Here is a 24,668-nt window from a genome sequence, read left to right as displayed (position 1 = left end):
GGCATGCGCGACGATCGTGACGTTGGCGCTTTGTTGCGTCTTCTGGCGTGGCTGTCGCCAGCGTTTCCCGTCGGGGCCTTTTCCTACTCCGGTGGTTTGGAAAAAGCTGTCGAGGATCGCAGGGTTCGGGATGCTTCAAGTCTCGGTGACTGGGTGGAAACTCTGCTGACGCATGGCGCCCTCTGGAATGATGCCGTGTTCTTGAGCAATGGCTGGCGCCATTACGGCGATGGCGCAGTCTTGCAGGATACGGCGGATCTTGCCCTGGCGTTGGCAGGCTCCGCGGAGCGGTATCGAGAGACGCTGCTGCTCGGCAATGCTTTTGCCGCCGCTGCCCGCGCATGGCCGCATCCGGTCTTCGAGCACCTGCCGAAACAGGCGCCTTATCCCATCACCGTTGGCGCTGTGGCGGGCGCACATGGTGTGCCGCTTGTGGACGCCATCGCTGCCTACCTGCATTCAGGTGTGTCGCAAGTCGTCTCGGCCGGCATCCGGCTCGGTATTGCGGGACAGACCGATGGTGTTTCCATCCTGGCGTCGAGTGAGAAGCGGGTGGCGGAAACCGCGGAGAGGGCGGCTCTCGCAACGCTTGATGACCTCGGCAGCGCGACGATTATCGCGGACACGGCGACGATGCGTCACGAGATACAGACGACGCGGCTCTTCCGCTCATAAACTGACCAATGGTTTGGTGCGGTGCAGCATGGCGCCCTTGAAGCGGTGGCGCGACGCGCTAAGGTAAAACAAAACGAAGCATTTCGAAGGGAACAACATCATGAAATCGGGAAATGGTCCGCTTCGCATCGGCATCGGCGGGCCGGTCGGTTCCGGCAAGACGGCGCTGACTGAAAAGCTCTGTAAGGCGATGAGCGCCGATTACTCCGTCGCAGTCGTCACCAATGACATCTATACCAAGGAAGATGCCGAAGCTCTGGTGCGCATGCAGGCACTGCCTTCGGAGCGCATTGTCGGCGTCGAGACCGGCGGTTGCCCGCATACGGCGATCCGTGAGGATGCGACGATCAATCTTCAGGCGATTGCCGGCCTGAATGAACGCTTTCCCGATCTCGATGTGATCTTCATTGAATCCGGCGGCGATAATCTGGCCGCGACGTTTTCGCCCGATCTTGCCGATATCACCATCTACGTGATTTCAGTTTGCCAAGGGGAAGAAATTCCTCGCAAGGGCGGGCCTGGTATTACCCGATCGGATCTTTTGGTGATCAACAAAAAGGATCTCGCCCCCTATGTCGGCGCGGACCTCGGCGTGATGGAAAGCGATGCGACACGGATGCGCAAGGAAATGCCGTTCGTTTTCACCGACATGAAGCGGGGCGACGGCATCGACCGCATCGTCGGTTTCCTCAAGCAACAGGGCGGTCTGTAAGAAAATGCCTGCGCTTCATTTCGGACCCTACGAGGTCCTGCGGTTCGTCGACGGCGTCTACAAGGCGCCGATTGACCATCTCATTCATCGTGAAGGAGAGGCGGCTCTGAAGACGGCGCTTTCCGCCTTCGATCGCCAAACTGTGGATGTCGACGTCAATTGTTTCGTTCTGTCCGGTTCAGACGGTTTGTCGCTGGTCGATGCCGGTTGTGGAACCGCGTGGGGTGACAGTTACGGACACGCACGTGCTGCGATGATTGCGGCGGGCATTGAACCGAAGGACATCAAACGCATCCTGCTGACGCATATCCACGGCGATCATGCGCTTGGCCTGTTCAATGGGAGCGCTCCCTATTTTCCGAATGCGGAAATATGGATTCCAGAAGCGGATCTCGCTTTTTTCACGAATGAAAGTGAGCGCCAGAAGTTGCCACCCGCACGGCAAGGCGCCTTCGATATCGCGGCCCGAATTCTCGATATCTGCGGGCAAATGGTGAGACCGATACCGACGGGGCGCATTGCCGATGGGATCGAGGCAATTTCCTTGCCTGGACACACGCCAGGTCAAACGGGTTACCTGATTGGCGAAGGGGCAAGCAAGCTGTTGCTGTGGGGCGATGTTTTGCACAGCACGGATCTTCAGGCTGCCGATCCGGCCGTTGGTTTCATTTACGATATCGATCCGCAGCTTGCCTATGACACACGCTTCACAGCGCTGAACGATGCTGCCGAGAACGGTTGGCTGGTGTCCGGTGGTCATCTGGGCGGGTTTTTCCACGTCACCCGTGAGAACGACGCGTATCGTTTCATTGCGTACTGACGGGTAGCGACAAAAGCAAGGCGGGACACCTTTCGGTATCCCGCCCTTCGTCCTCCCCCGAAGAATTCTAGATTTGTTTCAGCGCTGCGACGTCGTTGACCTGCACGATGCGGCCTCTGACGGTCACACCTGCCTTCTTGAGCGACGAGAAGGCGCGCGATAACGCTTCCGGAGCAAGGCCAAGCTTGCCGGCGAGCAGGCTCTTCTGGAAGGGCAGGCGTAGCGAAAAGGATGCGGCATCACGGGGGCCGTGGGTCACGAGATAATGGGCGACGCGCTGCGGCGCGGTCTGCAAGCGATCGTTGGCGATACATTCCATGCTGCCAAGCGCGTTATTGGACAAGCACCGCATGATGGCCTTGGCGATTGCCGGTTCCTGATCGACGAGGAACCTGATCCTCTCGAGATCAAAACGGGCAAGTGTAGTGGTTTCGGCCGCTTGTGCGTTGAAGCGGTAGCTGTCGCTACCGAAGATCAGGCATTCGTTGAATGTGTCTCCCGGGCCGCAAATGCGAATGTCGGCTTCTCGACCATGCCGGTCCAGTCGATAAAGGCGCACATATCCCGTAAGCACGCAGTAAAAATGCTGTGCGCTCTCGCCTTCCTTGAAAATGATATGGCGTGCGGTGGCGCTTGCTACGGATGCGGCGTCTATCAACCGCAAGGCCGCAGCGTCATCGGCAATACCGAGCAACGGCGCACGCAACAGGATGTTGCGGTCCTTGTTGCTGAGCTTGACTGTCTTGTTCATATCCCTGCGGCCCCCGCCCAACCCGTTTGCCGGGTTGTTCGAAGCAACGCGGAAGCCTGTTTGTTCCCGCTCCCCGACGCTTGTTTGAAAAAGGTTCATCGCATCGTCCCTCGACCGGCAATTTCCGATGCGGATGAAACTAGCAGCTATGGAGGAAAGGGAATTGATTTCGATCAAATGGCGGACGTGCCTGTCACATTCGTTCAATTTTTTTGCCGGACCGCATAAATGAAAACGCCGGGTTTTGGGCCCGGCGTCGTCTTTGATTTATTCGGCAGCCAATGGCGGCAGACGTAATATCTTTCCGCCCTTGTCACCGGGTTTTTCTGCTCCACCCTTCTCCATGCTGGCGACGCGCGCCTCCAGGGAAGAAAGTGCCAGACTGTTTTCACGGGCGATGCCCGACAGTTCCTCGTTGGACAGTGCAGGGTCCTCGTGCTCCTTCTTGCCGACGAAGCGGCCGAAGAGATGAGCGAGCAGGCGCGAGAGGTCGTCCATGATAAGGAAGAACGCGGGCACGACGATCAGCGAAAGCACGGTCGAGACGATGATGCCACCAATCACCGCAATGGCCATAGGTGCACGGAACGAGCCGCCTTCGCCGACGCCAAGCGCTGATGGCAACATGCCGGCCGACATGGCAATCGAGGTCATGATGATGGGGCGGGCGCGCTTGCGGCCCGCTTCGACCATGGCCTGAACCCGCTCCATACCGTGTCGGCGCATCTCGATGGCGAAATCCACCAGCAGGATGGCGTTTTTCGTGACGATACCCATCAACATCAGAATGCCGATCAGAACGGGCATCGACAGTGCGTTCTGCGTGATGATGAGGGCTACGGCTACGCCACCGATGGCAAGCGGCAACGAGAACAGGATGGTGAAGGGCTGGATCACATCCTTGAAGAGAAGGATGAGCACCACCAGCACCAGCATCAGACCGAGCAGCATGGCGTTGACGAAGCCTTGCTGCATTTCTCCCTGCACCTTGGCATCGCCACTTTCCGCGAGACGGACGGTCGGCGGCAGCCTTGTTTCTTCAACGATGCGTTTGAATTCGGCCGTCGAAGTATCAAGAGCGGTACCGAAGGGAACGTCGGAACCGATGGAGACAACGCGGTTACGGTCGTTGCGCTTGATTGAGCTTGGACCTTCCGAATAGTCGATATCGGCGACGCTGTAGAGCGGGACCAGAGAACCCGATGCTGTCTTGATCTTCAGCGCCCGGATGGTTGCCAGATCACGGCGGGTATCGAGCGACGCCTGCACGCGGATCGGGATCTGCCGGTCGTCGAGAGAGATCTTGGTAAGCTGCGCATCGATATCGCCGATGGTTGCCACGCGTACGGTCTGAGAAATCTGCTGCGGCGTAATGCCGAGGCGAGCAATTTCATCCTTGCGTGGGCGGATCTGCAGTTCAGGACGTGGCAGAGCGCCTTCCGAGCTGACATTGGCGAGGATGGGCGATCCTCTCAGACGCGATTCCAGCACGCCAACGGCGTCGTTCAGATCCTGTTCGTTCTTGGACAGGAAGTTGAAGCTCAGTTCACGTTCCGCACGGTCGTTCAGCTTGATGATCCGGACATCCGGGATAGCGTTGACCTTTGCGAAGATATCGCGTTCGACATCCCATTGCGGGCGTGTGCGTCCGGTTTCTTCGACCTTGGGAAGGTATTGGCCAATCAGCGGGATTGAGCCCAGCCCCTTGTTCACCAACATTTTGACGAGTGAATGATCGAGGTGCTGGAGAATGACGTTGACGGTTGCTCGGCGTAGTTCGAGATCACCCTTGGGCGACGCGCCACCAAGAACGAAGACACTCTCCACACCATTGATGTCGCGGATGGCGTGATAGATGGCTGTCGTCGTGCGGTCGGTCTCATCCAGTGTCGCATTTGGCGGCAACTCGATGGACAACGTCACACGCGAAGCATCATCCGGCGGCAGGAAGCTGCCGGGAACGCCGCTGAGAAGGAAGACGGAGCCGACGAGGAAAGCGATGGCACCCAGCAAGGTCAGATAGCGTGACCACCAATAGTGGGTGGTGGCTGTGACCATGCGCGTGTAGGCCTTCATCAGCCTGCCATCATTGTCGTGGTGGTCGTCCATCGCATCTTCGGCACGCATCAGATAAGCGGCCATCAATGGCGTTATCAGGCGTGCGACCATCAGCGAGAAGAACACGGAGAAGGCAACCGTCAGGCCGAACTGAATGAAGTATTGGCCGGGTATGCCGGGCATGAAGGACACGGGCACGAAGACGGCGATGATGGTGAAGCTGGTCGCAATCACCGCAAGGCCGATTTCATCCGCTGCCTCGAGCGCTGCGCGGTAAGGCGTTTTGCCCATTTTGATGTGGCGGGCAATGTTTTCGATTTCCACGATGGCATCGTCGACGAGAATACCCGTGGCGAGTGTCAAAGCCAGGAAGCTGACGAGGTTGAGCGAAAAGCCCAGCATGTCCATGATCCAGAACGTCGGGATCGCTGACAACGGCAAGGCGACAGCCGAGATCAGGGTGGCGCGCCAGTTCTTCAGGAACAGGAAGACCACGATGACGGCGAGGATCGCGCCTTCAATCAGCGTGTGGAGTGCTGCTTCGTAGTTGCCGTAGGTGAAATAGACCGCATCATCGACCATCTGGATCGATACATCCGGATTGTCCTTGCGGACCTGGTCGAGACTTTCGGCCACCGTTTCGGCAACGGATACTTCGCTGGCACCCTTGGCGCGGAACACCGCAAAGGTAACGGCCGGGTTGCCGTTGAAGCGCGAGAAGGATTTCGGCTCTTCATAGGTATCGGTCACGGTGCCGAGTTCGGAGAGCTTGACGAAACGATCTCCTGAAAGCGCAATGGTCGTATTGGAGAGGTCCGCCACGTTGCGCGTGTCGCCCAGCGTGCGGATCGTCTGCTCGTTGCCGCCGATCTGGCCGCGACCAGAACCGAGATCGATATTGGTGCCACGAAGCTGGGTGTTCACCTCGGTGGCGGTAATGCCATAGGCGTCCAGCTTGGCCGGGTTGAGAGAGACACGCACTTCGCGGTCTGCGCCGCCGTAGCGGTCAACCTTTCCGACGCCAGACTTACCCTGAAGCGAGCGCTTGATCGTGTCATCCACGAACCAGGACAGCTCTTCCAGCGTCATGTTGGGCGAGGAAACCGCAAAGGTCTGGATTGCCTGCCCCTCGACGTCGATCTTGGTGACGATCGGCTCTTCGATATCAGCCGGCAAGTCGCTGCGGATCTTGTCGATGGCGTCCTTGGTGTCCTGAACAGCCTCTTCAGTCGGCTTTTCAATGCGGAACATCACGGTCGTGGTCGACTGCCCGTCCACCACGGTCGACTGGATTTCATCGATGCCGCTGATCGCGGCAACGGCGTCCTCGATCTCCTTCGTCACCTGCATTTCCAGTTCCGACGGCGATGCGCCGCTCTGGGTCACGGTGACGGAAACGACGGGAACGTCGATATTGGGGAAACGGGTAATCGGCAGGGCGTAAAACGCCTGCATGCCGAGGAACATCAACAGCGCAAAGCCCAGAAGCGGCGCAATCGGGTTGCGGATTGACCATGCAGAGAAATTCATATCATTCCCTCAGTCAGTTGGACGCAGTGGTCTGGGCTTCTACCGGTTTGATCCGGTCGCCATCACGGACGAATGCTCCAGCTTTTTCGACAACCATGTCTCCAGCCGCGATGCCGCTGACAATCTGAATGAAACCGCCGTCTTCGATGCCGGTTTCGATCTTGACCTGCTTGACGACATCACCTTCGATCTTGCGCGTCGTCGAGCCTTGGCGTCCCGCCGTCACGGCCGAAAGAGGCAGGGAGAGTGCCGTTGTCTCTTCGACGATGATTTCGGCGCTGGCGTACATGCCGGCACGCGCTGGGCTATCAACCGGCAATACGACATGCACGGAGCCGAGGCGCGTGGTTGCATCCACCGTCGGCGAGACGAGGCGTACCTTGCCTTCTATTTTCGCGCTTCCGCCGGCAACCGTCAAATAGGCTTTCTGACCGACCTTGATCTTCTGGATATCGGTTTCTGAGAGATCCGCGACCAGTTCGATGGCCCCATCCTTGATGATGGTGAAGAGCGGGGTGCCGGCACCGCTAGCGACGGCGCCGACCTTGGCGTTTTTGGCCGAGACAATGCCGGCAACGGGAGTTTTGACGCCCGTGCGTGTCAACCGCAGATCAACGTCCTCGATCTGGGCATCGACAACCTTGATGTCCGCTTCACCCGCCGAAACGGCCTGTTTGGCGGCATCCAGGCGTGCCTTTGCGACTTCCGCTGCGGCTTGTGTCTGTTCGACCTGGGAAACTGAGCCGGAACCGGTCTGGCCGAGTCTTGCGGCACGATCACGCTGACGAATGGCATCGTTCAGATTGGCTTCGGCCTCGAGGACCTGCGCCTTGGACTGGGTAAGCGAGGCTTGAGCCTTGGCCTTATTGGCCTCGTACTGGCACTTCTGCAGGATCAGGCTGTCTGTAGAGAGTTCGGCAAGAACCGCATTGGCTTCCACCTGGTCGCCGATATCGGCGTTCAGCTTATCGATGGAGAGGCCATCGACCAGAGGCTGCACATAAATCTCGTCCACCGGCTTGATGGTGCCGGTTGCAATGACGCGATCCACGAGCGGTCGCTCGGCCGCGTGGACAACGACGATGGAGGGTAGGTTCTGGCGTGCTGCGGAAGGCTGACTTTCGCCTTCGGCCAGCACCGGAAGCGGCAAGATCGCCACGGAAAGGAGAAGGACAGCAACCCGGCCAAGCTTTGATTTGTATCGCATGTGTCTTAGTCCGCCAATCTGCTCGCATTTCCTACAGCCGAAGGCTTCCACAACAAGGACATGCGACAATGAATCTGAAACAAGGGGTACAATACTTGCTTTTCAATCCTCCCGATTCGAACGCCCCTCAACGCGAATCTTCAAGCACCTCAGCTTTGGTGCTTTTTATACAAGATCAAAAAGTGCAGTCTTGTGGCGGGGACTCTAGTTCTTTGCCGGGTGCAAATCAATCCGGGCAACAGGCATGCTTGATATACATTTTTGTATAACGCAACATATTGAAACTTATGGCTGGCGAACCCGGGGTGTAGAAAAAATGCGCGATATAAACATACCGCGCATCTATAATGCTTTCAAACAGCAGAGATTTATTTCAGCGCAGCTTCGCTGATTTCAGTGGTGAAGGCGCCGACAGGTTCTTTGGTGATGACCGGATCGGAGCCGCCGCCGAGCAGCGTCTTGACGGTACGGTCATAATCCGCCTTGTCGAGAGCGCCTGTCGAACCTGCGATCAGCTTGGCCACTTCCGTCATCATGCCCTTCTGGTGAGCTTCCGTCTGTGCGCCGGAGGCATCGTTTTCCAGAACGATATCGGCGGCATCATCCGGATTTTCCTCCGCCCATTTCCAGCCCTTCATCGAAGCGCGAACGAACTTAACGAGGTTTTCCTTGAACTTTGCGTCCTTCAGCTTGTCTTCCAGCACGTAGAGGCCATCTTCGAGCGTGGCGACGCCCTCATCTTCGTATTTGAAGGTGACGAGATCGCTGGCCTTGATGCCAGCTTCCAGAACCTGCAGATATTCGTTGTAGGTCATCGTGGAAATGCAGGCGGCCTGCTTCTGCAGCAACGGATCAACGTTGAAGCCCTGCTTCAGTACGGTCACACCATCCGCGCCACCGGTGGTGGGGATCTTCAGATGCGACATCCACGACAGGAATGGATATTCGTTGCCGAAGAACCAGACGCCGAGTGTCTTGCCCTTGAAGTCGTCAGGTTTTGTGATGCCGGTTTCCTTGAGGCAGGTCAGCATCATGCCGGACTTCTTGAACGGCTGGGCGATGTTGACGAGCGGCACGCCTTTTTCGCGGGTCGCAAGCGCCGATGGCATCCAGTCGACGATAACGTCTGCGCCACCGCCGGCCAGAACCTGGGCCGGTGCGATATCCGGGCCGCCCGGCTTGATGTCGACATCGAGACCTTCGGCCTCATAGAAACCCTTGTCCTTGGCGACGTAATAACCCGCGAACTGTGCCTGGGTGACCCATTTCAGTTGCAATGTCAGTTTTTCAGCGGCCTGAACGTTGAAGGCCGTCATCATCGCCGCACCGGCAAGAAGAAGAGATGCTAGTCTTGTTTTCATCGCTGTTCCCTTTTTTCGTTGTTTACGTTCGTCCCCCACGGACGGACGGATGCCAGAAGGTGACGGCCCGCTCTGCGAGCGCCACAAGACCGTAAAAGCCGGAGCCGGCCAACGCCGCGACGGCGATTTCGGCCCAGACCATATCGACATTGCTGCGGCCCATTTCCGCAGAAATTCGGAAGCCCATGCCGACGATCGGCGTGCCGAAGAATTCTGCAACGATGGCACCGATCAATGCCAGCGTGGAGTTGATTTTGAGTGCGTTGAAGATGAAGGGCCATGCCGCGGGCAGGCGCAGCTTCACCAGTGTTTGCCACCAGCCTGCCGCGTAAGTGCGCATAAGGTCTCGCTCCATGTGACTGGATGCAGCAAGCCCCTGCACGGTGTTCACCAGCATGGGGAAGAAGGTCATGATGACGACAACCGCCACTTTCGATTGCCAGTCGAAACCGAACCACATGACCATGATCGGCGCGATGCCGACCACTGGTAGCGCTGAGACGAAGTTGCCGATGGGCAGTAGGCCGCGTTGCAGGAATGGTGAGCGGTCGATGAGAATGGCAACGGCAAAGCCCAACCCGCAGCCGAGCACATATCCTGTCAGCACGGATTTGATGAAGGTCTGGCGGAAATCCGCCCACAGGGTCGGCAATGACGATATCAACCGCAGAAAAATGGCACTTGGCGCAGGCAGCAAGATCGGCGGAACGGAAAAGCCGCGAACGATGCCCTCCCACAAAACGATCAGCGCAAGGCCGAACAGCAGCGGTACCGCAATTCCGACCGTGCGTCTGGCGGCGGGCATGGTGAAATTTCGACGCACCAGCCACTCATTGAGACACCATGCGATAACCCAAAAGGCGATGGCGAAGACAAACCAGCCGGGATTGCTCATGGCCTCTCTCCCATTCTTTTCAGCACCGCCGTGTGGGCAAGGCCGATAATCGAAACCAGTATGGCAGCCACGGCCGCAGCCATGAACAAAGCCGCCCAGATCTGCACGGTCTGGCCGTAATAGGAGCCGGAGAGCAGGCGGGCACCAAGGCCGGCGACAGCACCGGTCGGCAATTCACCGACAATTGCGCCAACCAGCGAGATAGCGACCGCGATTTTCAGTGAGGTGAAGAGGTAGGGCAGGGCGGACGGCCAGCGTAGCTTCCAGAAAATCTGGCTCGGTGACGCATTATAGGTGTGCATCAGATCGCGCTGGATGGTTTCGGGACTGCGCAGACCCTTCACCATGCCGACAACGATCGGGAAGAAGCTGAGATAGGTGGAAATGAGCGCCTTGGGCAAAAGACCCGAAATGCCGATGGAGTTCAGCACAACGATAATCATCGGCGCGACCGCAAGGATCGGGATCGTCTGGCTGGCGATGATCCACGGCATCACGGAACGGTCCATGGCGCGGTTGTGGACAATCGCGACTGCCAAGAGAATACCGAGAACCGTGCCGATGGCGAAACCCAGCAGGGTAGCCGACAGTGTTACGCCAGAATGATAGACGAGGCTGCGCTTGGACGTGATCGCCTTATTGACGGTGGTGTCCCAAAGCTCGGCGACGATCTGGTGGGGCGCGGGCAGAACAGGGCGCTCCTGCGCAAAAGTTTGCGGCAGAAGCTGCCAGAAGCCTGCTTCCTGACCGGCGCGTGCAGACTGATCACGGGCGAATGGCATGTTGAGGTAGACGACCGCCAGATGCCAGATGACGAGAATGGCGAGAACGACGGTGACGACAGGCAGAACACGGTCGCGAAAAAGGGTCATTGCTGGGCCCTTCTTTTCAAGAGCAATGGGGGCCGTCTGTGCGTGAGATCAGCCCTCATAGCTATGCCCCGCCTTCAACCCTTCTCGAACGCGGTGGGCAATTTCCAGAAACTCCGGTGTTTCGCGGATCTCCAGTGGGCGCTCTCGCGGAAGGGTGGATTCGATCACGTCTGTTACCCGGCCTGGCCGTGGCGACATCACAACGATCTTGGTGGAAAGATAAACGGCCTCGGGAATGGAGTGCGTGACGAAGCAGATCGTCTTGCCGGTCGCATCCCACAGTTTCAGGAGCTGCTCGTTCAGATGGTCGCGCACAATCTCGTCCAATGCGCCAAACGGCTCATCCATCAGCAGGAGATCGGCATCGAAGGCAAGGGCACGGGCGATCGATGCGCGTTGCTGCATGCCGCCAGACAGTTGCCAGGGATATTTCTTGCCGAAACCGGCGAGGTTGACGAGGTCAAGCGTACGCTCGACACGCTCCTGCTGTTCGGCCCTGGTGTAGCCCATGATCTCGAGCGGTAGCGCGATATTCTTTTCTATGGTGCGCCACGGATAAAGTGCTGCGGCCTGAAACACGTAGCCGTAAGAGCGATCCTTGCGGGCATTCTCCGGCGTTGTGCCATTGACGGCGATCTCTCCGGATGTGTGTTTTTCGAGATCGGCGATGACCCGAAGGAAGGTGGTCTTTCCGCATCCGGAAGGGCCGATGAAGGAGACGAAGTCACCCTTGCCAACCTCGAGATTGACGTTGGACAGCGCGTGCACGGGGCCATCATTCGTCTCAAAGGTCAGGCCCAGATTTTTTGCCGAGACGACGGAGTATGAAGAGGACGTATTCATCGGGGTTCGTTCACACTTTCCGCCAGGGCCGCACGCGCCAGCGGCAGCATTTGTGTTTCGGTGAGTTTCGCAAGCGGCAGTCCGGACACGCCGTCGATGGCAAGCCAGCGAACTTCCTCTATTTCGGCCCGTGGCAGGACGCCGGTCGTAAGGCGGGCGATGAAGGTATGGGCGACGACATCCGCGCCCGTTTCGTTGGCCGCTTCTTCGCGAAAAACACCTTTGTAGCTTGCCGTATTGGCAGGAAGCACAAGACCGATCTCCTCGGCCAGTTCCCGATGCAGAGCTTCTTCGGCTGTTTCACCGGCATCTATCTTGCCGCCCGGCTGCATGAACTGTGTGGTGCCGCGCTTGCGCACCACCAGCATCTCCCGCCTGTCATTCAACAGGATGGCTGCCGCAATTACGATTTCAGGTCTTGATACAGTGCTCACAGTCACACTCCGCTCGCGGGGATGCCGGTGCGTTCCACCTTGCGCGGCGCGACGAGTTCCTTCCAGGTCGACAGCGCCCTGTTGACGGCGGGGTAGGGATCGCGAGCAACGAACTTGCCATGTCCTTCCTGTGTCTTGATGGTTGTCTCTTCGACGGTGACCAGTCCACGCGACAGGGTGAAGCGCGGCAGGCCCTTGACCTTCTGTCCCTCGAAGACGTTGTAGTCGATTGCTGATTGCTGACCGGCGGCAGTGATCGTCTTTTCGCGCTGAGGGTCCCAGACGACGATATCTGCATCGCTACCGACGAGGATCGCCCCTTTCTTCGGGTAGATGTTGAGGATCTTGGCGATGTTCGTCGAGGTGACGGCGACGAACTCGTTCATCGTCAACCGTCCAGTCGCCACACCGTGCGTCCACAACAATGGCATGCGATCCTCAAGCCCGCCGGTGCCGTTCGGGATCTTGCGGAAATCGCCGATGCCGAAGCGCTTCTGTTGCGTCGTAAAGGCGCAATGGTCTGTCGCCACACATTGAAGGGAGCCGGCGGCGAGGCCTGCCCAAAGGCTGTCCTGATGCTGTTTGTTGCGGAAGGGTGGCGACATGACGCGACGGGCAGCGTGATCCCAGTCGGCACTGGCGTATTCGCGTTCGTCGAGGACAAGATGCTGGATCAGTGGTTCGCCGAAAACCCGCATGCCGTTCTGCCGGGCACGGCGGATCGCTTCATGCGCCTGTTCGCAGGAGGCATGCACAACGTATAGCGGTGCTCCAGCCATATCGGCAATGATGATGGCGCGGTTGGTTGCCTCGCCCTCCACAGAGGCAGGACGCGAATAGGCGTGTGCCTCCGGGCCGTTGTTACCTTCCGCGATCAGTTTTTCCTGCATCTGGGCGACGATATCGCCGTTTTCGGCATGCACGAACGGGATAGCGCCCAGTTCCGCGCAGCGCGAGAACGAGGCAAACATCTCGTCGTCGTTCACCATCAGCGCGCCCTTGTAGGCCATGAAATGCTTGAAGGAGTTGATGCCCTTTTCTTCAACGATGGTCTTCATCTCATCGAAGACCTGTTTGCCCCACCATGTCACGGCCATGTGGAATGAGTAATCGCAATTGGCGCGCGTTGCCTTGTTGTCCCAGCGTTGCAAGGCATCAAGAAGCGACTGGCCGGGGTCCGGCAGGCAGAAGTCCACGACCATGGTGGTTCCGCCAGACAGCGCCGCACGCGTGCCGCTTTCGAAATCATCAGCGGAATAGGTGCCCATGAACGGCATTTCCAAATGCACGTGCGGGTCTATCCCGCCTGGCATGACATAGCAGCCGGTCGCGTCCAGCACCTCGTCACCCAGGAGGTCCGGGCCGATCCCGATGATCTTGCCGCCGTCAATTTTGACGTCCGCCCTGTATGTCAGGTCGGCCGTGACGATGGTGCCGTTCTTGATCACTGTGGCCATTGGTCGTTCCCCTTATTTATTGCCGCAGTCAATCACCCGAGATTTATGATCTCAAGGACTGAACATCATGTCTGATCGTGGTTTGGTGCGGAGCCGCGAGGCACTGAAATGACTCCTCCGTCTGGAAAGCATGCTCATGCCTTCGCCCCCTGCTGCTGAATGTCCTTGACCATGAACAGGCTGTGAGGGTTTTCCTCGTAGTCTGCAAAAGGCCCGCATTGCTGATAACCGAGAGCTTCGTAGAGACCGACTGCCTCGACATTCAGCGGACCGGTCTCGACATAAAGCCGGTTGACGCCACGTTCCGTTGCCAGTGCCTGCAGAGCCGCCATGATCTTGCGGCCGATGCCGTGACCTCGTGCGTCGTCATGCACGAAGATGCGCTTCAGTTCGGCACTGCCATCGTCAAACCATTTGATCGCGCCACAGGCGACGGCCTTGCCATCCAGTCTTCCGACCAGGAAAGAAATATCCGGCTTGGAAAGGGCATCCAGGTCAACGGCGAAGTTGCCTTCCGGCGGATAGAGCGACGCCATGTATTCGTCCGAAAGCCCGATCAGCGCCACCACCTCGGGCTGGTTCGGATGCTCAATTGCAATTGTCACAGTCACGCCACGATCTCCGCCGTCTCAAGCACGGCATGCAGAAGGACATCACATCCGGCTGCTGCCCATTCAGGGGAGATTTCCTCCGCTTCATTGTGGGAGAGACCGTCGACACAGGGGCAGAAGATCATGGTCGTTGGTGCCAGTTTCGCCGTCCAGCAGGCATCGTGGCCTGCGCCGGAAATGATATCCATGTGGCTGTAGCCCAATTTGTCGGCTGCGGTGCGAACACGGTCCACCAGCACCGGATCGAAGGCAATAGGGTCGAAATGGCCAATGGCCTCAATCGAGCAGCCAACTCCGAGTTCGGCGGCAATCTTTGGCGCTTCCTGTTCGAAAATGGCGCGCATGCTGTCGAGTTTCGACTGATCGGGGGTGCGCAGATCAATGGTGAAGACCACTTTACCGGGCAGGACGTTGGGGGAATTCGGTGTGAAGTTCATTCGGCCGACGCCGGCGACGGCGCCCGGCTGGTGGGCCATGGCGACTTCCTGCACTTTTTCAAGAATGCGGGCGGCTGCCAGTCCGGCATTGACGCGCATTGCCATCGGTGTGGAGCCTGTATGCGCTTCTTTGCCGGTCAGCGTGATTTCCAGCCACCACAGTCCCTGGCAATGGGTAACGACACCAATCTGTTTTTCTTCGGCCTCAAGAATCGGTCCCTGTTCGATGTGATACTCGAAATAGGCGTGCATCTTGCGCGCGCCGACCTCTTCGTCGCCGAGCCAGCCGATGCGCTTGAGTTCTTCTCCATAGGTCTTGCCGTCGCTATCGGTGCGCGCATAGGCGTAATCGAGCGTATGAATACCGGCGAACACGCCTGATGCCAGCATTGCAGGGGCAAACCGTGCGCCTTCTTCGTTGGCCCAGTTTGTCACGACAATCGGATGTTTGGTGGTGATATTGAGATCGTTGAGGCTGCGGACGACCTCCAGTCCGGCAAGCACACCAAGCACGCCGTCAAATTTCCCGCCGGTCGGCTGGGTATCGAGATGGCTGCCCATGTAGACGGGCAGGGCGTCCGGGTCGCTGCCCGGGCGGGTTGCGAACATCGTGCCCATCCTGTCGATGCCGACGCTCATCCCGGCCTCTTCGCACCAGCGCCGGAACAGGCTGCGACCTTCGGCATCCTCGTCAGTCAGCGTCCGGCGGTTGTTGCCGCCAGCAATGCCGGGTCCGACTTTCGCCATCTCCATCAAGCTGTCCCACAGGCGATTGGTATCAACCGCCAAATTCTTACCCGCTGCCATGAAGTGTTGTCCTCGCAGTTTGTTGTTATTGCGGATGCAAAGCTCGTGCCGTTCCCATTTTCCGCCTGTAAGAACAAGGTCATTGCCTTGCGATAATGATGGCGGATAAATTGACCGACTGGTAAACATTGCAAATTCGCGAAAATGTCAGCAAGGGATTTTTGTGACGAATCGCAATGATTTTGCCTAAACTGTGCGCTGTGATTATTTTTTAATCTAGCCCTTTTAGCAGATGCATTAAAAAGAAACAGAGAGCGCCGATGGCAAAACCGCGAGCAGCAAAAACACAGAAGCGCACGCGTATCCAGGAAGAGAAACAGGAAACCATTCTCGAGGCGGCGCTCAGCGTTTTTTCGGTCAACGGTTTCCGCGGTTCCACCATTGACCAGATCGCCGAGGCGGCGGGCATGTCGAAGCCCAACGTGCTCTATTATTTTCGTACCAAAGAGGCCATGCATCGGGCTCTGATCGAGCGTGTGCTGGACACCTGGCTTGACCCGTTGCGCGCTTTCGATGCGACGGGCAATCCAGAAAGCGAAATACGGTCTTATATCCGCCGAAAGCTTGAGATGTCGCGGGACTATCCGCGGGAGAGCCGTCTGTTTGCCAACGAGATTCTGCAGGGCGCACCGCATATAGAAGATGAGTTGAAGGGGCCGCTCAAACAACTGGTGGATGAAAAGGCGGAGGTGATCCGCGTCTGGATCAAGGCGGGCCGTATTGCCAAATGCGACCCCTATCACCTGATTTTTTCCATCTGGTCCACAACCCAGCATTATGCGGACTTCGATGTTCAGGTGCGTGCTGTCCTCGGCGACGAGAAATCCGGCGAAGGCCGTTTTGAGGATGCTGCCCGTCATCTCGAGCAACTTTTCATGGGTGGGTTGAAAATCGGCGATTAGCTCTGATTTTCCACGCGGAAAAGTTATGGGCTAAAACATGATAAAAATTATCACCTTTATACTTTACTCTAAAACTCATCTTTATTATGGTGCCGGCATTCCGATCAAAAGGCTCTGACGATCAGAGTGCAACAGACAACCGGTAGGTGAGTGCATGGCACGCAAGGAAAAGAAGAAGGCCGATCGCGGCGGCAAGCAGGGCAAGGCATCGCAGCAGTCCGAAAGAGATGTTGTCGATACCCAGCCCTCCGGCCCGAAAAGCTTTCTTTATGTTGGCGGCCGTGACTGTCAGGTCGCGCATCTTCGCCAGATCGCCAGCAATTTCGGTGCGGAACTCATTCATCACGATGGTGGGTTGCGCGAAGCGGTTTCCCGCATCGATACCGTTCTTCCTTCCGTCGACTGCGTGTTCTGCCCGATCGACTGTATCAGCCACGATGCGTGTCTGCGGGTGAAGTCCGGTTGCAAGAAATTCGGCAAGACGTTCATTCCGCTGCGCAACGGCAGCAAATCCAGTCTGGAGCGTGCACTTCAGACGATGAATGAACGGACCGCAAGCGATGAGCGAAGAGCGCAATAACGTTACGGATAGAGACGCCGAAGCGGCGGGTGAAGCCTGCCGCGTCGAGCTTCATAAAATGGCCGAACAGGCTGCCGATCCGGTTTTGACCGAAATGTTCGAAATCGTCGGAGAGCGTGAGCGGCGCAACCGTGCCGCCAGACACGCCAGCAATGTGGTGAACTTCCCTTATCTCAGGACACGTCAGCCAGGAGAGGCCTCGACATTCGACCCCGGCCGAGACGCTGCCGAGGGTCGCAATGTCTTGAAGTTTCGTCGGTAAAAGAGCTGATAGGATCAGTTTTTCGGCTTCATGAACGCGCCGACTGCCAGAACGAGCCAGCCTGCGACCATACCCATGCCGCCGGCCGGTGCCGCGAATGGAAACAGGCTGTTACCGGAAAAGTGCCGCGAGACGAGGTCGCCGACGAAAAGCGCTGTGCCGATGCCAAGCACCAAGCTTGCGGGCATCGCCGTTCTGATGCGTTCCCAGCCGACGGAAAGCGCGATGAGGACCGGCGCGTGAGCAAGCGCCATGGCCGAGGCTTTCCCCAGCATGTAGGTCTCGCCGGTGTGGGTCGCTGCCGCTGCTAGCATGACGCCGCAAGCGCCGAGAACGCTTCCCAAAAACAGGATAAATGAACGCAGTCTCTCGCTCTTCATGATGCGCTTTCTTCCTGATTCTGCATGTGGAGTGCCAGCCGCTCGACCGGTGCCCAGATGATGTCCCGGAGTTTCGGATTCTCGATTGTTTCGTCCATGGCGCGACGGAAGCAGAGCAGCCATTCGTCGCGTTCCGCCGGACCGATCGGTGCAGCGAAATGGCGACGCCGCAACATCGGATGTCCGTATTTTTCGACATAGACCGGTGGTCCGCCAAGATAACCGGTCAGATAGTCATAAAATTTGCTCTCGCTACCCGAGAGATCGGCTGGATGGATGGCCCGGCACCGAGCAGCCTCCGGCAAAGTATCCATCAACGCGTAGAAACGTTTTGAAAGGGCGCGCACTGTGGCATCGCCGCCAATGGCTTCGTAAAGGGTAATGGTTTCGCCGCTCAAGTTGGCCTCCCGCTCTTACCGGTTCTTATCGCGCCCGGTTGCAGCAAGAGCAACATCAAAACGCGAGGTGCGTCATTCGGCCCCTCGCGTTTTTCTCAACTCGCAAATCAACCGAAATTGCGGATGAGATCGAGGCCCTTGTGAAGCAGCGTTTCGGCTTCGTCCTGATTGGCTGCCTCGACGTAGCAGCGCATTTCAGGCGCATTGCCCGAAGGGCGGAAGTGGATCGTGCTGCCATTCGTCAACGCGACACGCAATCCATCGATATCGCTGGTGGCCTTCACGGCACCAACCGGCTCGAGGAATTTTGCCAGATTGTCCTTCGACGCGCGCAGATAGGACATCAGTGCGGCACTTTTCTCCTGCGCGAAGTTTTCAAGGCGGTCCGCCGCAGCAACCGGCAAGTTGTAGGCACTGGCGATCTCGGACAATGGTTTTTTCTGCTCGGCAGAAAGCAGCAGAACGGCAAGGACTGGCAGGAAGCTGTCACGGGTCGGCAAAGGCGCCAATGGCTTGCCGTTGACGGTGAAGGTTGAAGCGGTCAGCAGGCCGCCATTGGCCTCAAATCCCATCACACCGTTCTTTCCGGCTGCAAGTGCGTCTCCCATGCCGGCGATGACGAAGGGAGATCCGACCTTTGTGCGGGTAACCGCGAACACCCCGCTTGCTTCAATGCCGGAATTGGACGTCACGGGTGTGACCACAACGCCAGCTTCAAGGAAATTGGCCGTGATCAGACCGATCAGGTCGCCGCGCAGCGGAATGCCCTTTTCATCGGCAAGAAGCGGGCGATCGCCATCACCATCGGCAGAGACAATCGCGTCGAGCTTATGTTCAGCGGACCACTTTTTCAGAAGGTCGAGGGTCTCGGGTGAAACGGCTTCGGTATCGACCGGAATGAATGTTTCGGAGCGGCCGAGTGGCACGACATCGGCGCCATAATGGGCGAGAACATCGACAAACAGATCGCGAGCGACGGTGCTGTGCTGATAGACGCCAATTTTCAGGCCTGAAAGGGCGCCTGCCGGCAGCAGCGAAATATTGCGCTCGTAGAAGAGTTCCGCGACGACGGAAGACCGGTCTTCTGCGGCTGCTGCTTCATCAGTGATGCCTTCTGCCTCGACGTCTCTCGCCAGCGCGGCAATCGCGGTTTCGTCCTGCTTATCGATTTCGCCGTCGGGGCGGTAGAATTTGATCCCGTTGCGATCGGCCGGAATGTGCGAGCCGGTAATCATCAATGCCGCAGCTTTCAACGACAGGCCATAAAGCGCCAGCGCCGGTGTCGGCACGGTACCGCAATCAAGTGGCACGAGACCCGCTTTTTTCAAGGCTCCGATACAGGTGGCCGAAACATCGGGGCTGGAATCGCGAAAATCGCGGCCGACGAGGATGGGGTCACCCGTCTTTGCCTGGCCTGATTTCAGAAGGTGTCGCGCAAATGCCGTTGCATAAACGGCAGAGGCTTTTCCCTTCAGGTCGACAGAGAGACCGCGAAGGCCGCTCGTTCCAAATTTCAGGCTCATGCCAAACTCCATTGCGGTAAAATCATTGAGGTTCAAATGGATAATATAAATATATAACGACGAAAAGAACGGTATCGATCCATGGAAGTCAATCATCACTTTCATGGCAGCCACAAATACGGAAAGATGTGCGGATAAAAGGGTAACCTAAAATTCACCCGTTCACCTTAGACTTGCCGACCAATGGGGTTTTGGCGAGCATATAACACGTTTTGAGACCTTCTTTATGGTTTGTTCGAGTTGGATTGGCTGATGTACAGGCTTCAAAAGGCGGGACATAAGCAGACACGTCCGCTCGATGAAAAAGCACCTCCCGCACAATCGCAGGGTTCGCTGCTGGACGATCTCGTCGATGATGATGAGGTCTTCGAGCGCACGGTGCTGAAAGAGCATCTTGAGCCAAAGGCAACGCCCGCCGCTGAGCAGGTGCGTGCAACAAAACCGGCGACGAAATCATCACCCAGCGCCGGCTTGTCGAACGCCTTGCCCGGTCTGAAATACATCGATCGGATCGGTGTGGATGACATTCTATCGTGGTTGCGCGATGGTATTTTGTGGATCGTTCTGGCGATCATTCTCTGTGTCGCTGCTGCTCTGTCCTACGCCTACATGACACCACCGCGTTACACGAGTTACACGGATATCGTCGTTAATCCGTCCAACCTGAACGTCGTCAACGATGGCGTATTTTCACCCAATCAGCAGCGCGATACGCAAATTCTCGAAGTTGAAAGCAAGCTGCGCACCATTACTTCGCGCAATGTTCTGGCGCGGGTGGTCGATGAGCTGAAACTCGATCAGGATAGCGAATTCATCAATCCGCCGCCGATTGCACGACTGAAAGCCATGTTTTCTTCGCGTCCCGAAGACGGCGACAACAAGATCGGCGCCTTGCGTTCGCTGGGTGACAGGGTGGCGGCAGAACGCGACCCGCGCTCCTTTGTCGTGACGCTTTCGGTCTGGACAAACGACGCGGAAAAATCGGTCCTGGTGTCCAAGGCTATCGTCAAGGCGTTCGAAAGCGAACTGTTCCAGATGAACTCCGATAGCAGTCAACGGGTTGTCGGCGATCTGAAGGCTCGGCTGGAGGAAATGCGTGAAAACGTGACGGTAGCCGAAAAGCGTGTGGCCGACTTCCGGCGGGAAAACGGCTTGCAGGAAAACAATGGTCAGCTTGTCAGCGATCAGACGTCCGGCGAGCTCAACGCGCAGGTTCTGGCCGCGCAGCAACGGGTGATCCAGGAGGAATCCCGTCTCAAGCAGATGGACGCGGCGATTGCCCAGAACCGTACCCAGAGCGCTGCGATCTTCGATTCCCAGACGATGAACACGATTCGTGCTCAGTACAGTACCCTGCAACAGCAGATCGGCGCGATGACGCTGACCTATGGTGCACGTCATCCAAGGCTTGCGACGGCTGGTGCCGAGCGCGACATGCTCGAACGTGGCATGCAGGAAGAAGCGCAGCGTATTCTCCAGGCCGCCAAACTCAATGTTGCTGAGGCCCGTTCGTCTCTCGATGCTCTGCGGTTGAAAGCCGTTGCCGAGCGCGCCAATGTCTTTACCGACAACGAAGCGCAGGTGCGGTTGCGGGATCTGGACCGAGACGCCCGTTCTGCGGCGGCGATCTACGAAACCTACCTGACACGTTCACGCCAGATCGCCGAGCAGCAGGCGATCGATTCCACCAATGTTCGGGTCATTTCGCAACCGGTCGAGCCGAACTCCAGAAGCTGGCCGCCGAGCAAATTGACATTCCTGATCGCGGGAGGTGCCGGAGGTGTGTTCCTTGGCATCGGTATTGCTGTGGCGCTTGGTCTGCTGCGTTATCTGCGCCGCAACGATCATGAAGACACTGCGGCGCGTTACGCGTAATTCATCACCATTGATCGCGGATACTTTTCGGCAGGCCGGTCAGGCCTTGCCGAAGCGTTGGATGTTCGCCGTGATCAGATGGCGCAGTGCCTTGGCGTAACGTTTGCTTTTCGTCTTGGCCGCGAGAGCACTGGTCCAGTCCACCATCGATCCGTTGATATCGAAGTCGCCAAGTTGCCCTTCGGGAATATCGCCTTTTTCGATACGCTCGACGATCGAGGGCAGGGCGGCATAAAATTCCGGCGAACGGTAAGGCGGGTGCAAAGAATACATGCCCTTGCCCTCTCCCAGAAAATCCAGCCGGTAGACACCGAGCCGCATCATGTTTTCGCTGAGCACCTCTTCCGCCGGCATTGAAATCGGTTGCTGGTTGTAAGCCACGGAACGGATGCGGCGTTTTACGTCCGGTCGCAACAGCTCCAGCGACGTGACCTTTTTTGCAAAACGCTCCATGTCGATCATGAAAAGGCGAGTCGAGACCGTCGCGAAGCGCCAGGTGGGCGTGCGTACTGGAAGTTTACGCGGGATCGGAATGTTCTTGACCCCAGGCATGCCGACATGGCGGGTGATGTCGAGATCGCCGCGGACAGTCGGCGGACCGGAAAACGGCGTTATGCAGAGCGCGTCAGGATTGTCCTTTTGAAGTTGGATTGCTTCATCGAACCAGCTCTGGCTGCCTCCGCCGAACATCATGTCGCTGTCCATGTGCAAGACATACCGCGCATTGGCACGCCTCAGCCCGTGGAAATAGACATGGAACGGTCCCCCATCAAACGCCTTTGCCGGATAGGGTATCGTTGAGCGGGAAAAGAAAGTGTCGGTTACCGCCTTGCGGGCGTTTTCGCTGTAGTCGACCTCATCGATGTGCAGGTGCGGGTAGTTCGCCTGCATTTCATCCAGCATGTCGAACAGACGTTTTCTGGCCGGCTCGAAGCCGTTGCCCTTATAACGTCCCGCGCCGACTTGCCCGGTGTCGACAGTCAGCAGGATACGGTCGACCTGCCCACCCCATACCCGGAGCTGGTGAGGAAGTGTTAAAGCTGCATGTGGGGCATCGAAGGGGTGCAGATTGACCTGTAGCGCCTTGCTGACAGGCGGCAGGGGTATTTCACCATTCATGCGCCACGGCTCCGGAATTTGTTGATGATGGTCATCATGGGTTTTTCGTTGAAGCTCCAGTCCAGCGGCAGCGGGCGGTTGGCAGTTCCGTCCTTGCGGGGGTAGGCCCAGCGTATCCAGGTATATTGGTCGGAAATGCCCCAGGTGGTGATAGAGGAAAGCGGGCCGCCGGCTGAGGCCGCCTCGAGAAAATCCCGAAGCTGCGAATTTATCAGCATGTCACGTTCAGCTTCCGGAGAGGGCAGGGTCTGGTCCATCACGTCCAGTTCCGTCACCAGAACGTCGAGGCCATGGCCGCGCATTTCGGTGACGAAAGCGGCAAGTTCATCCTTGGCGATCGGCCAGCCGCCACGCAGGTGGCCCTGTAATCCTACCGCGTTGATCGGCGCCCCCTGATCAAGCAGTTCCAGAATGAGGTTGCGGAATGCAGCGCGTTTTGCGGGCGATTTTTCGACCGCGAATTCCACGTCATATTCGTTGAGTACGAGCTGCGCTTTCGGATCAACGTCGTGAGCAATCTTGAAAGCCTTGGCAATGGCGTCCGATCCCGCACCGTAATACCAGGCATCGCGCCGAGACTTTGCGTTGTTGGGAACGTCAGGGATGGGTTCGTTCACCACATCCCAGCTACGAATGACATCCTTGTAACGTTCCATCGTCTTGACGATGTGTGTTTCCATCAGCTTTTCGACCTTGGCACCGCTGACCGATGACAGCCAGGGTGCATTGGACGCATACCAGATCAGGGGATGGCCGTGCATGGACAGCTTGTTTTGCCGGGCGAAGTTGGCAAGCGCATCGGCTGCGGAAAAGTCGAACACTTCTTCCGAAGGCCGCATGATTTCCCACTTCATTTCCGTGACGGGCGTGATGCGTGAGCAATATTTGACGACGGCTTCACCGACCCGGCTGTCAGCTTGCAGATCAGGAAGGTAAACTGCCGCGCCGTAAGGAGCGGTTTTTGCCGCGCGTTTCGTTTGCGCGGCATGCACAATATCGGGCAATGCCTGCACGAAACCCGCGCTTGCCGCACCGTACAGAAAGTTTCGACGTCCGATCGGCATTAACCCCAGCCTCCGCAATCGATTTTCCCAATTTATAACAGCGTGACCTTACCAATTGCATATTAAAACGCCGCAAGGTTAATGCTGGCTATACCGTTCCCAAAACTACCGTCGATCCGATTAATCCGGTAGTAACTTCACTGTGCGAAGTCTGCTTTACACGTCACGGAGTAAAGGTCTTGGTTGCCGTTTCGATTGTCATCCCCGTTCGCAATGGCGAGCGTTACATCGTGGAAGCAATCGACAGTGTTCTGATGCAGGGCGCCAGCATCTGTGAAATTCTTGTCGTTGACGATGGTTCCACCGACGATACGGCCCTGAAGGTGCAAAGTTTCAGCGATGCCCGCGTGAGGCTTCTGACCCGTCCGCAGGGCAGGCAGGGCGTTTCTGCCGTTCGCAATTTCGGCTTGTCGCAGGCGCGTGGTGCCTGGACCATGTTTCTCGATGCTGATGACCGTCTGAAACCGGGTGCCATCAACGCGCTTTGTGCGGGAATTTCGAATGACGATGTGGTGGCCGTCTACGGCGACTACGAACGGGTAGACGAAGACGGGGCCAAGATCGGTCACCGCAATCTCATCCGTCGTCGGGAAAAACCGAGCGGCAATGTTCTTCCCGCTCTTCTGGGTGGGAATTTCATCGTCAATGGCGGCATCATGCTGGTGCGGACCCGCATTTTTCAGGACTTTGGCGGCTTTGACGAGACATTGCGTTATGCAGAGGACTGGTACGGTTGGTGCAGGTTGGCAGCAGCGGGCAGTTTCGTTTATCTGCCGGGCTGCCATGTTCTTGACTATCGCGTCCATCGAACAAGCGTGATGATGAATCGTCTTTTGACATTCAAGGATTGCGAGCCCGCTGTGCGGGCGGTTTTCTCAGATCCTGCTATTGTCGCTGCAGTCAGCCCTGGGGAACTGGCGCGGCTTCGCCACAAATCGGAAACCCACATGAATGCCTACATCGTCGCGCAGGCTTTCCGCGCTCGCCGGTATAAAGAGGCATTCTCTGCGCTTGCCGACACTTTCATCCATCGTCCGCGTCAGAGCCTGCGGGCGGTCATTTTTTCCGCAGCAGCCATCGCCGGGATATAGGAGC

At 57.6% G+C, this 24,668-nt stretch carries 24 protein-coding genes; 8 read left to right on the top strand and 16 right to left on the bottom strand.

Going from position 1 to position 24,668, the window contains the following annotated elements:
* The first annotated feature begins 3 nt into the window (after positions 1-3).
* The 3 genes from FY156_12780 to FY156_12770 all read left to right on the top strand — a co-directional run bounded on the left by FY156_12780 (position 4) and on the right by FY156_12770 (position 2,207).
* A complete protein-coding gene (locus FY156_12780; GenBank protein ID UXS02277.1) occupies positions 4-675 on the top strand; it encodes an urease accessory protein UreF in 672 nt (223 codons plus the stop codon).
* A gap of 100 nt (positions 676-775) precedes the next feature.
* Positions 776-1,387, top strand: a complete 612-nt coding sequence (gene ureG, locus FY156_12775; GenBank protein UXS02276.1) for an urease accessory protein UreG — start codon at positions 776-778, stop codon at positions 1,385-1,387.
* Positions 1,388-1,391: 4 nt separating this feature from the next.
* A complete protein-coding gene (locus FY156_12770) occupies positions 1,392-2,207 on the top strand; it encodes an MBL fold metallo-hydrolase (GenBank protein UXS02275.1) in 816 nt (271 codons plus the stop codon).
* 67 nt (positions 2,208-2,274) lie between these two features.
* Here the strand turns inward: FY156_12770 and FY156_12765 are convergent, their stop codons facing one another.
* From FY156_12765 to FY156_12715, 11 genes are all read right to left on the bottom strand, one after another.
* Positions 2,275-2,958 (bottom strand): Crp/Fnr family transcriptional regulator, encoded by a 684-nt coding sequence (locus tag FY156_12765; GenBank protein ID UXS03139.1) that lies wholly within the window; start codon positions 2,956-2,958, stop codon positions 2,275-2,277.
* Positions 2,959-3,225: 267 nt separating this feature from the next.
* Positions 3,226-6,546 carry an efflux RND transporter permease subunit gene (locus FY156_12760; GenBank protein ID UXS02274.1) on the bottom strand — a complete coding sequence of 1,107 codons (3,321 nt, stop codon included), beginning with the start codon at positions 6,544-6,546 and terminating at the stop codon, positions 3,226-3,228.
* Between the two features lie 13 nt (positions 6,547-6,559).
* Complete coding sequence (locus tag FY156_12755; GenBank protein UXS02273.1) at positions 6,560-7,753, bottom strand: efflux RND transporter periplasmic adaptor subunit; 1,194 nt, start codon at positions 7,751-7,753, stop codon at positions 6,560-6,562.
* Between the two features lie 368 nt (positions 7,754-8,121).
* A complete protein-coding gene (locus FY156_12750; protein ID UXS02272.1) occupies positions 8,122-9,114 on the bottom strand; it encodes an ABC transporter substrate-binding protein in 993 nt (330 codons plus the stop codon).
* A 22-nt stretch (positions 9,115-9,136) separates the two neighbouring features.
* Positions 9,137-10,009 carry an ABC transporter permease gene (locus tag FY156_12745; protein UXS02271.1) on the bottom strand — a complete coding sequence of 291 codons (873 nt, stop codon included), beginning with the start codon at positions 10,007-10,009 and terminating at the stop codon, positions 9,137-9,139.
* On the bottom strand, positions 10,006-10,881 hold the full coding sequence (locus tag FY156_12740; GenBank protein ID UXS02270.1) for an ABC transporter permease: 876 nt from the start codon (positions 10,879-10,881) through the stop codon (positions 10,006-10,008). The genes FY156_12745 and FY156_12740 overlap by 4 nt, the downstream gene beginning before the upstream one ends.
* A gap of 48 nt (positions 10,882-10,929) precedes the next feature.
* Positions 10,930-11,724, bottom strand: coding sequence for an ABC transporter ATP-binding protein (locus FY156_12735; protein ID UXS02269.1), 795 nt, complete (start codon positions 11,722-11,724; stop codon positions 10,930-10,932).
* Positions 11,721-12,164, bottom strand: a complete 444-nt coding sequence (locus tag FY156_12730) for an NUDIX domain-containing protein (GenBank protein ID UXS02268.1) — start codon at positions 12,162-12,164, stop codon at positions 11,721-11,723. The genes FY156_12735 and FY156_12730 overlap by 4 nt, the downstream gene beginning before the upstream one ends.
* Positions 12,161-13,615, bottom strand: a complete 1,455-nt coding sequence (hydA, locus tag FY156_12725; protein ID UXS02267.1) for a dihydropyrimidinase — start codon at positions 13,613-13,615, stop codon at positions 12,161-12,163. The genes FY156_12730 and hydA overlap by 4 nt, the downstream gene beginning before the upstream one ends.
* A gap of 134 nt (positions 13,616-13,749) precedes the next feature.
* Positions 13,750-14,226 carry a GNAT family N-acetyltransferase gene (locus FY156_12720; GenBank protein UXS02266.1) on the bottom strand — a complete coding sequence of 159 codons (477 nt, stop codon included), beginning with the start codon at positions 14,224-14,226 and terminating at the stop codon, positions 13,750-13,752.
* Positions 14,223-15,470 carry a Zn-dependent hydrolase gene (locus FY156_12715; protein ID UXS02265.1) on the bottom strand — a complete coding sequence of 416 codons (1,248 nt, stop codon included), beginning with the start codon at positions 15,468-15,470 and terminating at the stop codon, positions 14,223-14,225. The genes FY156_12720 and FY156_12715 overlap by 4 nt, the downstream gene beginning before the upstream one ends.
* Before the next feature lie 260 nt (positions 15,471-15,730).
* Here FY156_12715 and FY156_12710 point away from each other — a divergent pair, with 260 nt between their 5' ends.
* The 3 genes from FY156_12710 (at position 15,731) to FY156_12700 (ending at position 17,214) form a co-directional block, all read left to right on the top strand.
* The gene (locus FY156_12710; protein ID UXS02264.1) at positions 15,731-16,372 is read left to right on the top strand and encodes a TetR/AcrR family transcriptional regulator; all 642 of its coding nucleotides are present in this window, start codon (positions 15,731-15,733) and stop codon (positions 16,370-16,372) included.
* A 154-nt stretch (positions 16,373-16,526) separates the two neighbouring features.
* Complete coding sequence (locus FY156_12705; protein UXS02263.1) at positions 16,527-16,952, top strand: DUF2325 domain-containing protein; 426 nt, start codon at positions 16,527-16,529, stop codon at positions 16,950-16,952.
* Positions 16,933-17,214 (top strand): hypothetical protein, encoded by a 282-nt coding sequence (locus FY156_12700; protein UXS02262.1) that lies wholly within the window; start codon positions 16,933-16,935, stop codon positions 17,212-17,214. Before FY156_12705 ends, FY156_12700 begins: the two co-directional genes overlap by 20 nt.
* A 14-nt stretch (positions 17,215-17,228) precedes the next feature.
* On the opposite strand, the gene FY156_12695 is transcribed toward FY156_12700, so the two are convergent.
* The 3 genes from FY156_12695 to FY156_12685 all read right to left on the bottom strand — a co-directional run bounded on the left by FY156_12695 (position 17,229) and on the right by FY156_12685 (position 19,515).
* Complete coding sequence (locus FY156_12695) at positions 17,229-17,594, bottom strand: DUF423 domain-containing protein (GenBank protein UXS02261.1); 366 nt, start codon at positions 17,592-17,594, stop codon at positions 17,229-17,231.
* A complete protein-coding gene (locus tag FY156_12690) occupies positions 17,591-17,992 on the bottom strand; it encodes a group II truncated hemoglobin (protein ID UXS02260.1) in 402 nt (133 codons plus the stop codon). The genes FY156_12695 and FY156_12690 overlap by 4 nt, the downstream gene beginning before the upstream one ends.
* Before the next feature lie 107 nt (positions 17,993-18,099).
* Entirely contained in the window at positions 18,100-19,515 is a 1,416-nt protein-coding gene (locus FY156_12685; protein ID UXS02259.1) for a phosphomannomutase, read from the bottom strand.
* A gap of 252 nt (positions 19,516-19,767) precedes the next feature.
* Here FY156_12685 and FY156_12680 point away from each other — a divergent pair, with 252 nt between their 5' ends.
* Positions 19,768-21,390, top strand: a complete 1,623-nt coding sequence (locus tag FY156_12680; GenBank protein ID UXS02258.1) for a GumC family protein — start codon at positions 19,768-19,770, stop codon at positions 21,388-21,390.
* Positions 21,391-21,429: 39 nt separating this feature from the next.
* On the opposite strand, the gene FY156_12675 is transcribed toward FY156_12680, so the two are convergent.
* Positions 21,430-22,509 (bottom strand): glycosyltransferase family 2 protein, encoded by a 1,080-nt coding sequence (locus FY156_12675; protein ID UXS02257.1) that lies wholly within the window; start codon positions 22,507-22,509, stop codon positions 21,430-21,432.
* A complete protein-coding gene (locus FY156_12670) occupies positions 22,506-23,573 on the bottom strand; it encodes a 1,4-beta-xylanase (GenBank protein UXS02256.1) in 1,068 nt (355 codons plus the stop codon). Before FY156_12670 ends, FY156_12675 begins: the two co-directional genes overlap by 4 nt.
* A gap of 179 nt (positions 23,574-23,752) precedes the next feature.
* Between FY156_12670 and FY156_12665 the strand changes: the two genes are divergently transcribed.
* Positions 23,753-24,664: a glycosyltransferase gene (locus tag FY156_12665; GenBank protein UXS02255.1), complete on the top strand. Its 912-nt coding sequence runs from the start codon at positions 23,753-23,755 to the stop codon at positions 24,662-24,664.
* Positions 24,665-24,668: the final 4 nt, after the last annotated feature.

Source organism: Agrobacterium tumefaciens (genome assembly GCA_025559845.1).
Taxonomy (GTDB): Bacteria; Pseudomonadota; Alphaproteobacteria; order Rhizobiales; family Rhizobiaceae; genus Agrobacterium.
Note: the sequence above shows the minus strand (reverse complement) of the source record. Positions and strands in the feature narration are given on the sequence as shown.

Excerpts from the sequence above, each read along its gene's own strand:
- FY156_12675 (UXS02257.1), bottom strand. The coding sequence starts at position 22,509 with ATGAATGGTGAAATACCCCTGCCGCCTGTCAGCAAGGCGCTACAGGTC.
- FY156_12680 (UXS02258.1), top strand. The coding sequence starts at position 19,768 with ATGTACAGGCTTCAAAAGGCGGGACATAAGCAGACACGTCCGCTCGAT.
- FY156_12735 (UXS02269.1), bottom strand. The coding sequence starts at position 11,724 with ATGAATACGTCCTCTTCATACTCCGTCGTCTCGGCAAAAAATCTGGGC.
- FY156_12685 (UXS02259.1), bottom strand. The coding sequence starts at position 19,515 with ATGAGCCTGAAATTTGGAACGAGCGGCCTTCGCGGTCTCTCTGTCGAC.
- FY156_12670 (UXS02256.1), bottom strand. The coding sequence starts at position 23,573 with ATGCCGATCGGACGTCGAAACTTTCTGTACGGTGCGGCAAGCGCGGGT.
- ureG (UXS02276.1), top strand. The coding sequence starts at position 776 with ATGAAATCGGGAAATGGTCCGCTTCGCATCGGCATCGGCGGGCCGGTC.
- FY156_12710 (UXS02264.1), top strand. The coding sequence starts at position 15,731 with ATGGCAAAACCGCGAGCAGCAAAAACACAGAAGCGCACGCGTATCCAG.
- FY156_12705 (UXS02263.1), top strand. The coding sequence starts at position 16,527 with ATGGCACGCAAGGAAAAGAAGAAGGCCGATCGCGGCGGCAAGCAGGGC.
- FY156_12745 (UXS02271.1), bottom strand. The coding sequence starts at position 10,009 with ATGAGCAATCCCGGCTGGTTTGTCTTCGCCATCGCCTTTTGGGTTATC.
- FY156_12780 (UXS02277.1), top strand. The coding sequence starts at position 4 with ATGCGCGACGATCGTGACGTTGGCGCTTTGTTGCGTCTTCTGGCGTGG.
- FY156_12765 (UXS03139.1), bottom strand. The coding sequence starts at position 2,958 with ATGAACAAGACAGTCAAGCTCAGCAACAAGGACCGCAACATCCTGTTG.
- FY156_12695 (UXS02261.1), bottom strand. The coding sequence starts at position 17,594 with ATGAAGAGCGAGAGACTGCGTTCATTTATCCTGTTTTTGGGAAGCGTT.
- FY156_12715 (UXS02265.1), bottom strand. The coding sequence starts at position 15,470 with ATGGCAGCGGGTAAGAATTTGGCGGTTGATACCAATCGCCTGTGGGAC.
- FY156_12770 (UXS02275.1), top strand. The coding sequence starts at position 1,392 with ATGCCTGCGCTTCATTTCGGACCCTACGAGGTCCTGCGGTTCGTCGAC.
- FY156_12700 (UXS02262.1), top strand. The coding sequence starts at position 16,933 with ATGAGCGAAGAGCGCAATAACGTTACGGATAGAGACGCCGAAGCGGCG.
- FY156_12750 (UXS02272.1), bottom strand. The coding sequence starts at position 9,114 with ATGAAAACAAGACTAGCATCTCTTCTTCTTGCCGGTGCGGCGATGATG.
- FY156_12755 (UXS02273.1), bottom strand. The coding sequence starts at position 7,753 with ATGCGATACAAATCAAAGCTTGGCCGGGTTGCTGTCCTTCTCCTTTCC.
- hydA (UXS02267.1), bottom strand. The coding sequence starts at position 13,615 with ATGGCCACAGTGATCAAGAACGGCACCATCGTCACGGCCGACCTGACA.
- FY156_12740 (UXS02270.1), bottom strand. The coding sequence starts at position 10,881 with ATGACCCTTTTTCGCGACCGTGTTCTGCCTGTCGTCACCGTCGTTCTC.
- FY156_12760 (UXS02274.1), bottom strand. The coding sequence starts at position 6,546 with ATGAATTTCTCTGCATGGTCAATCCGCAACCCGATTGCGCCGCTTCTG.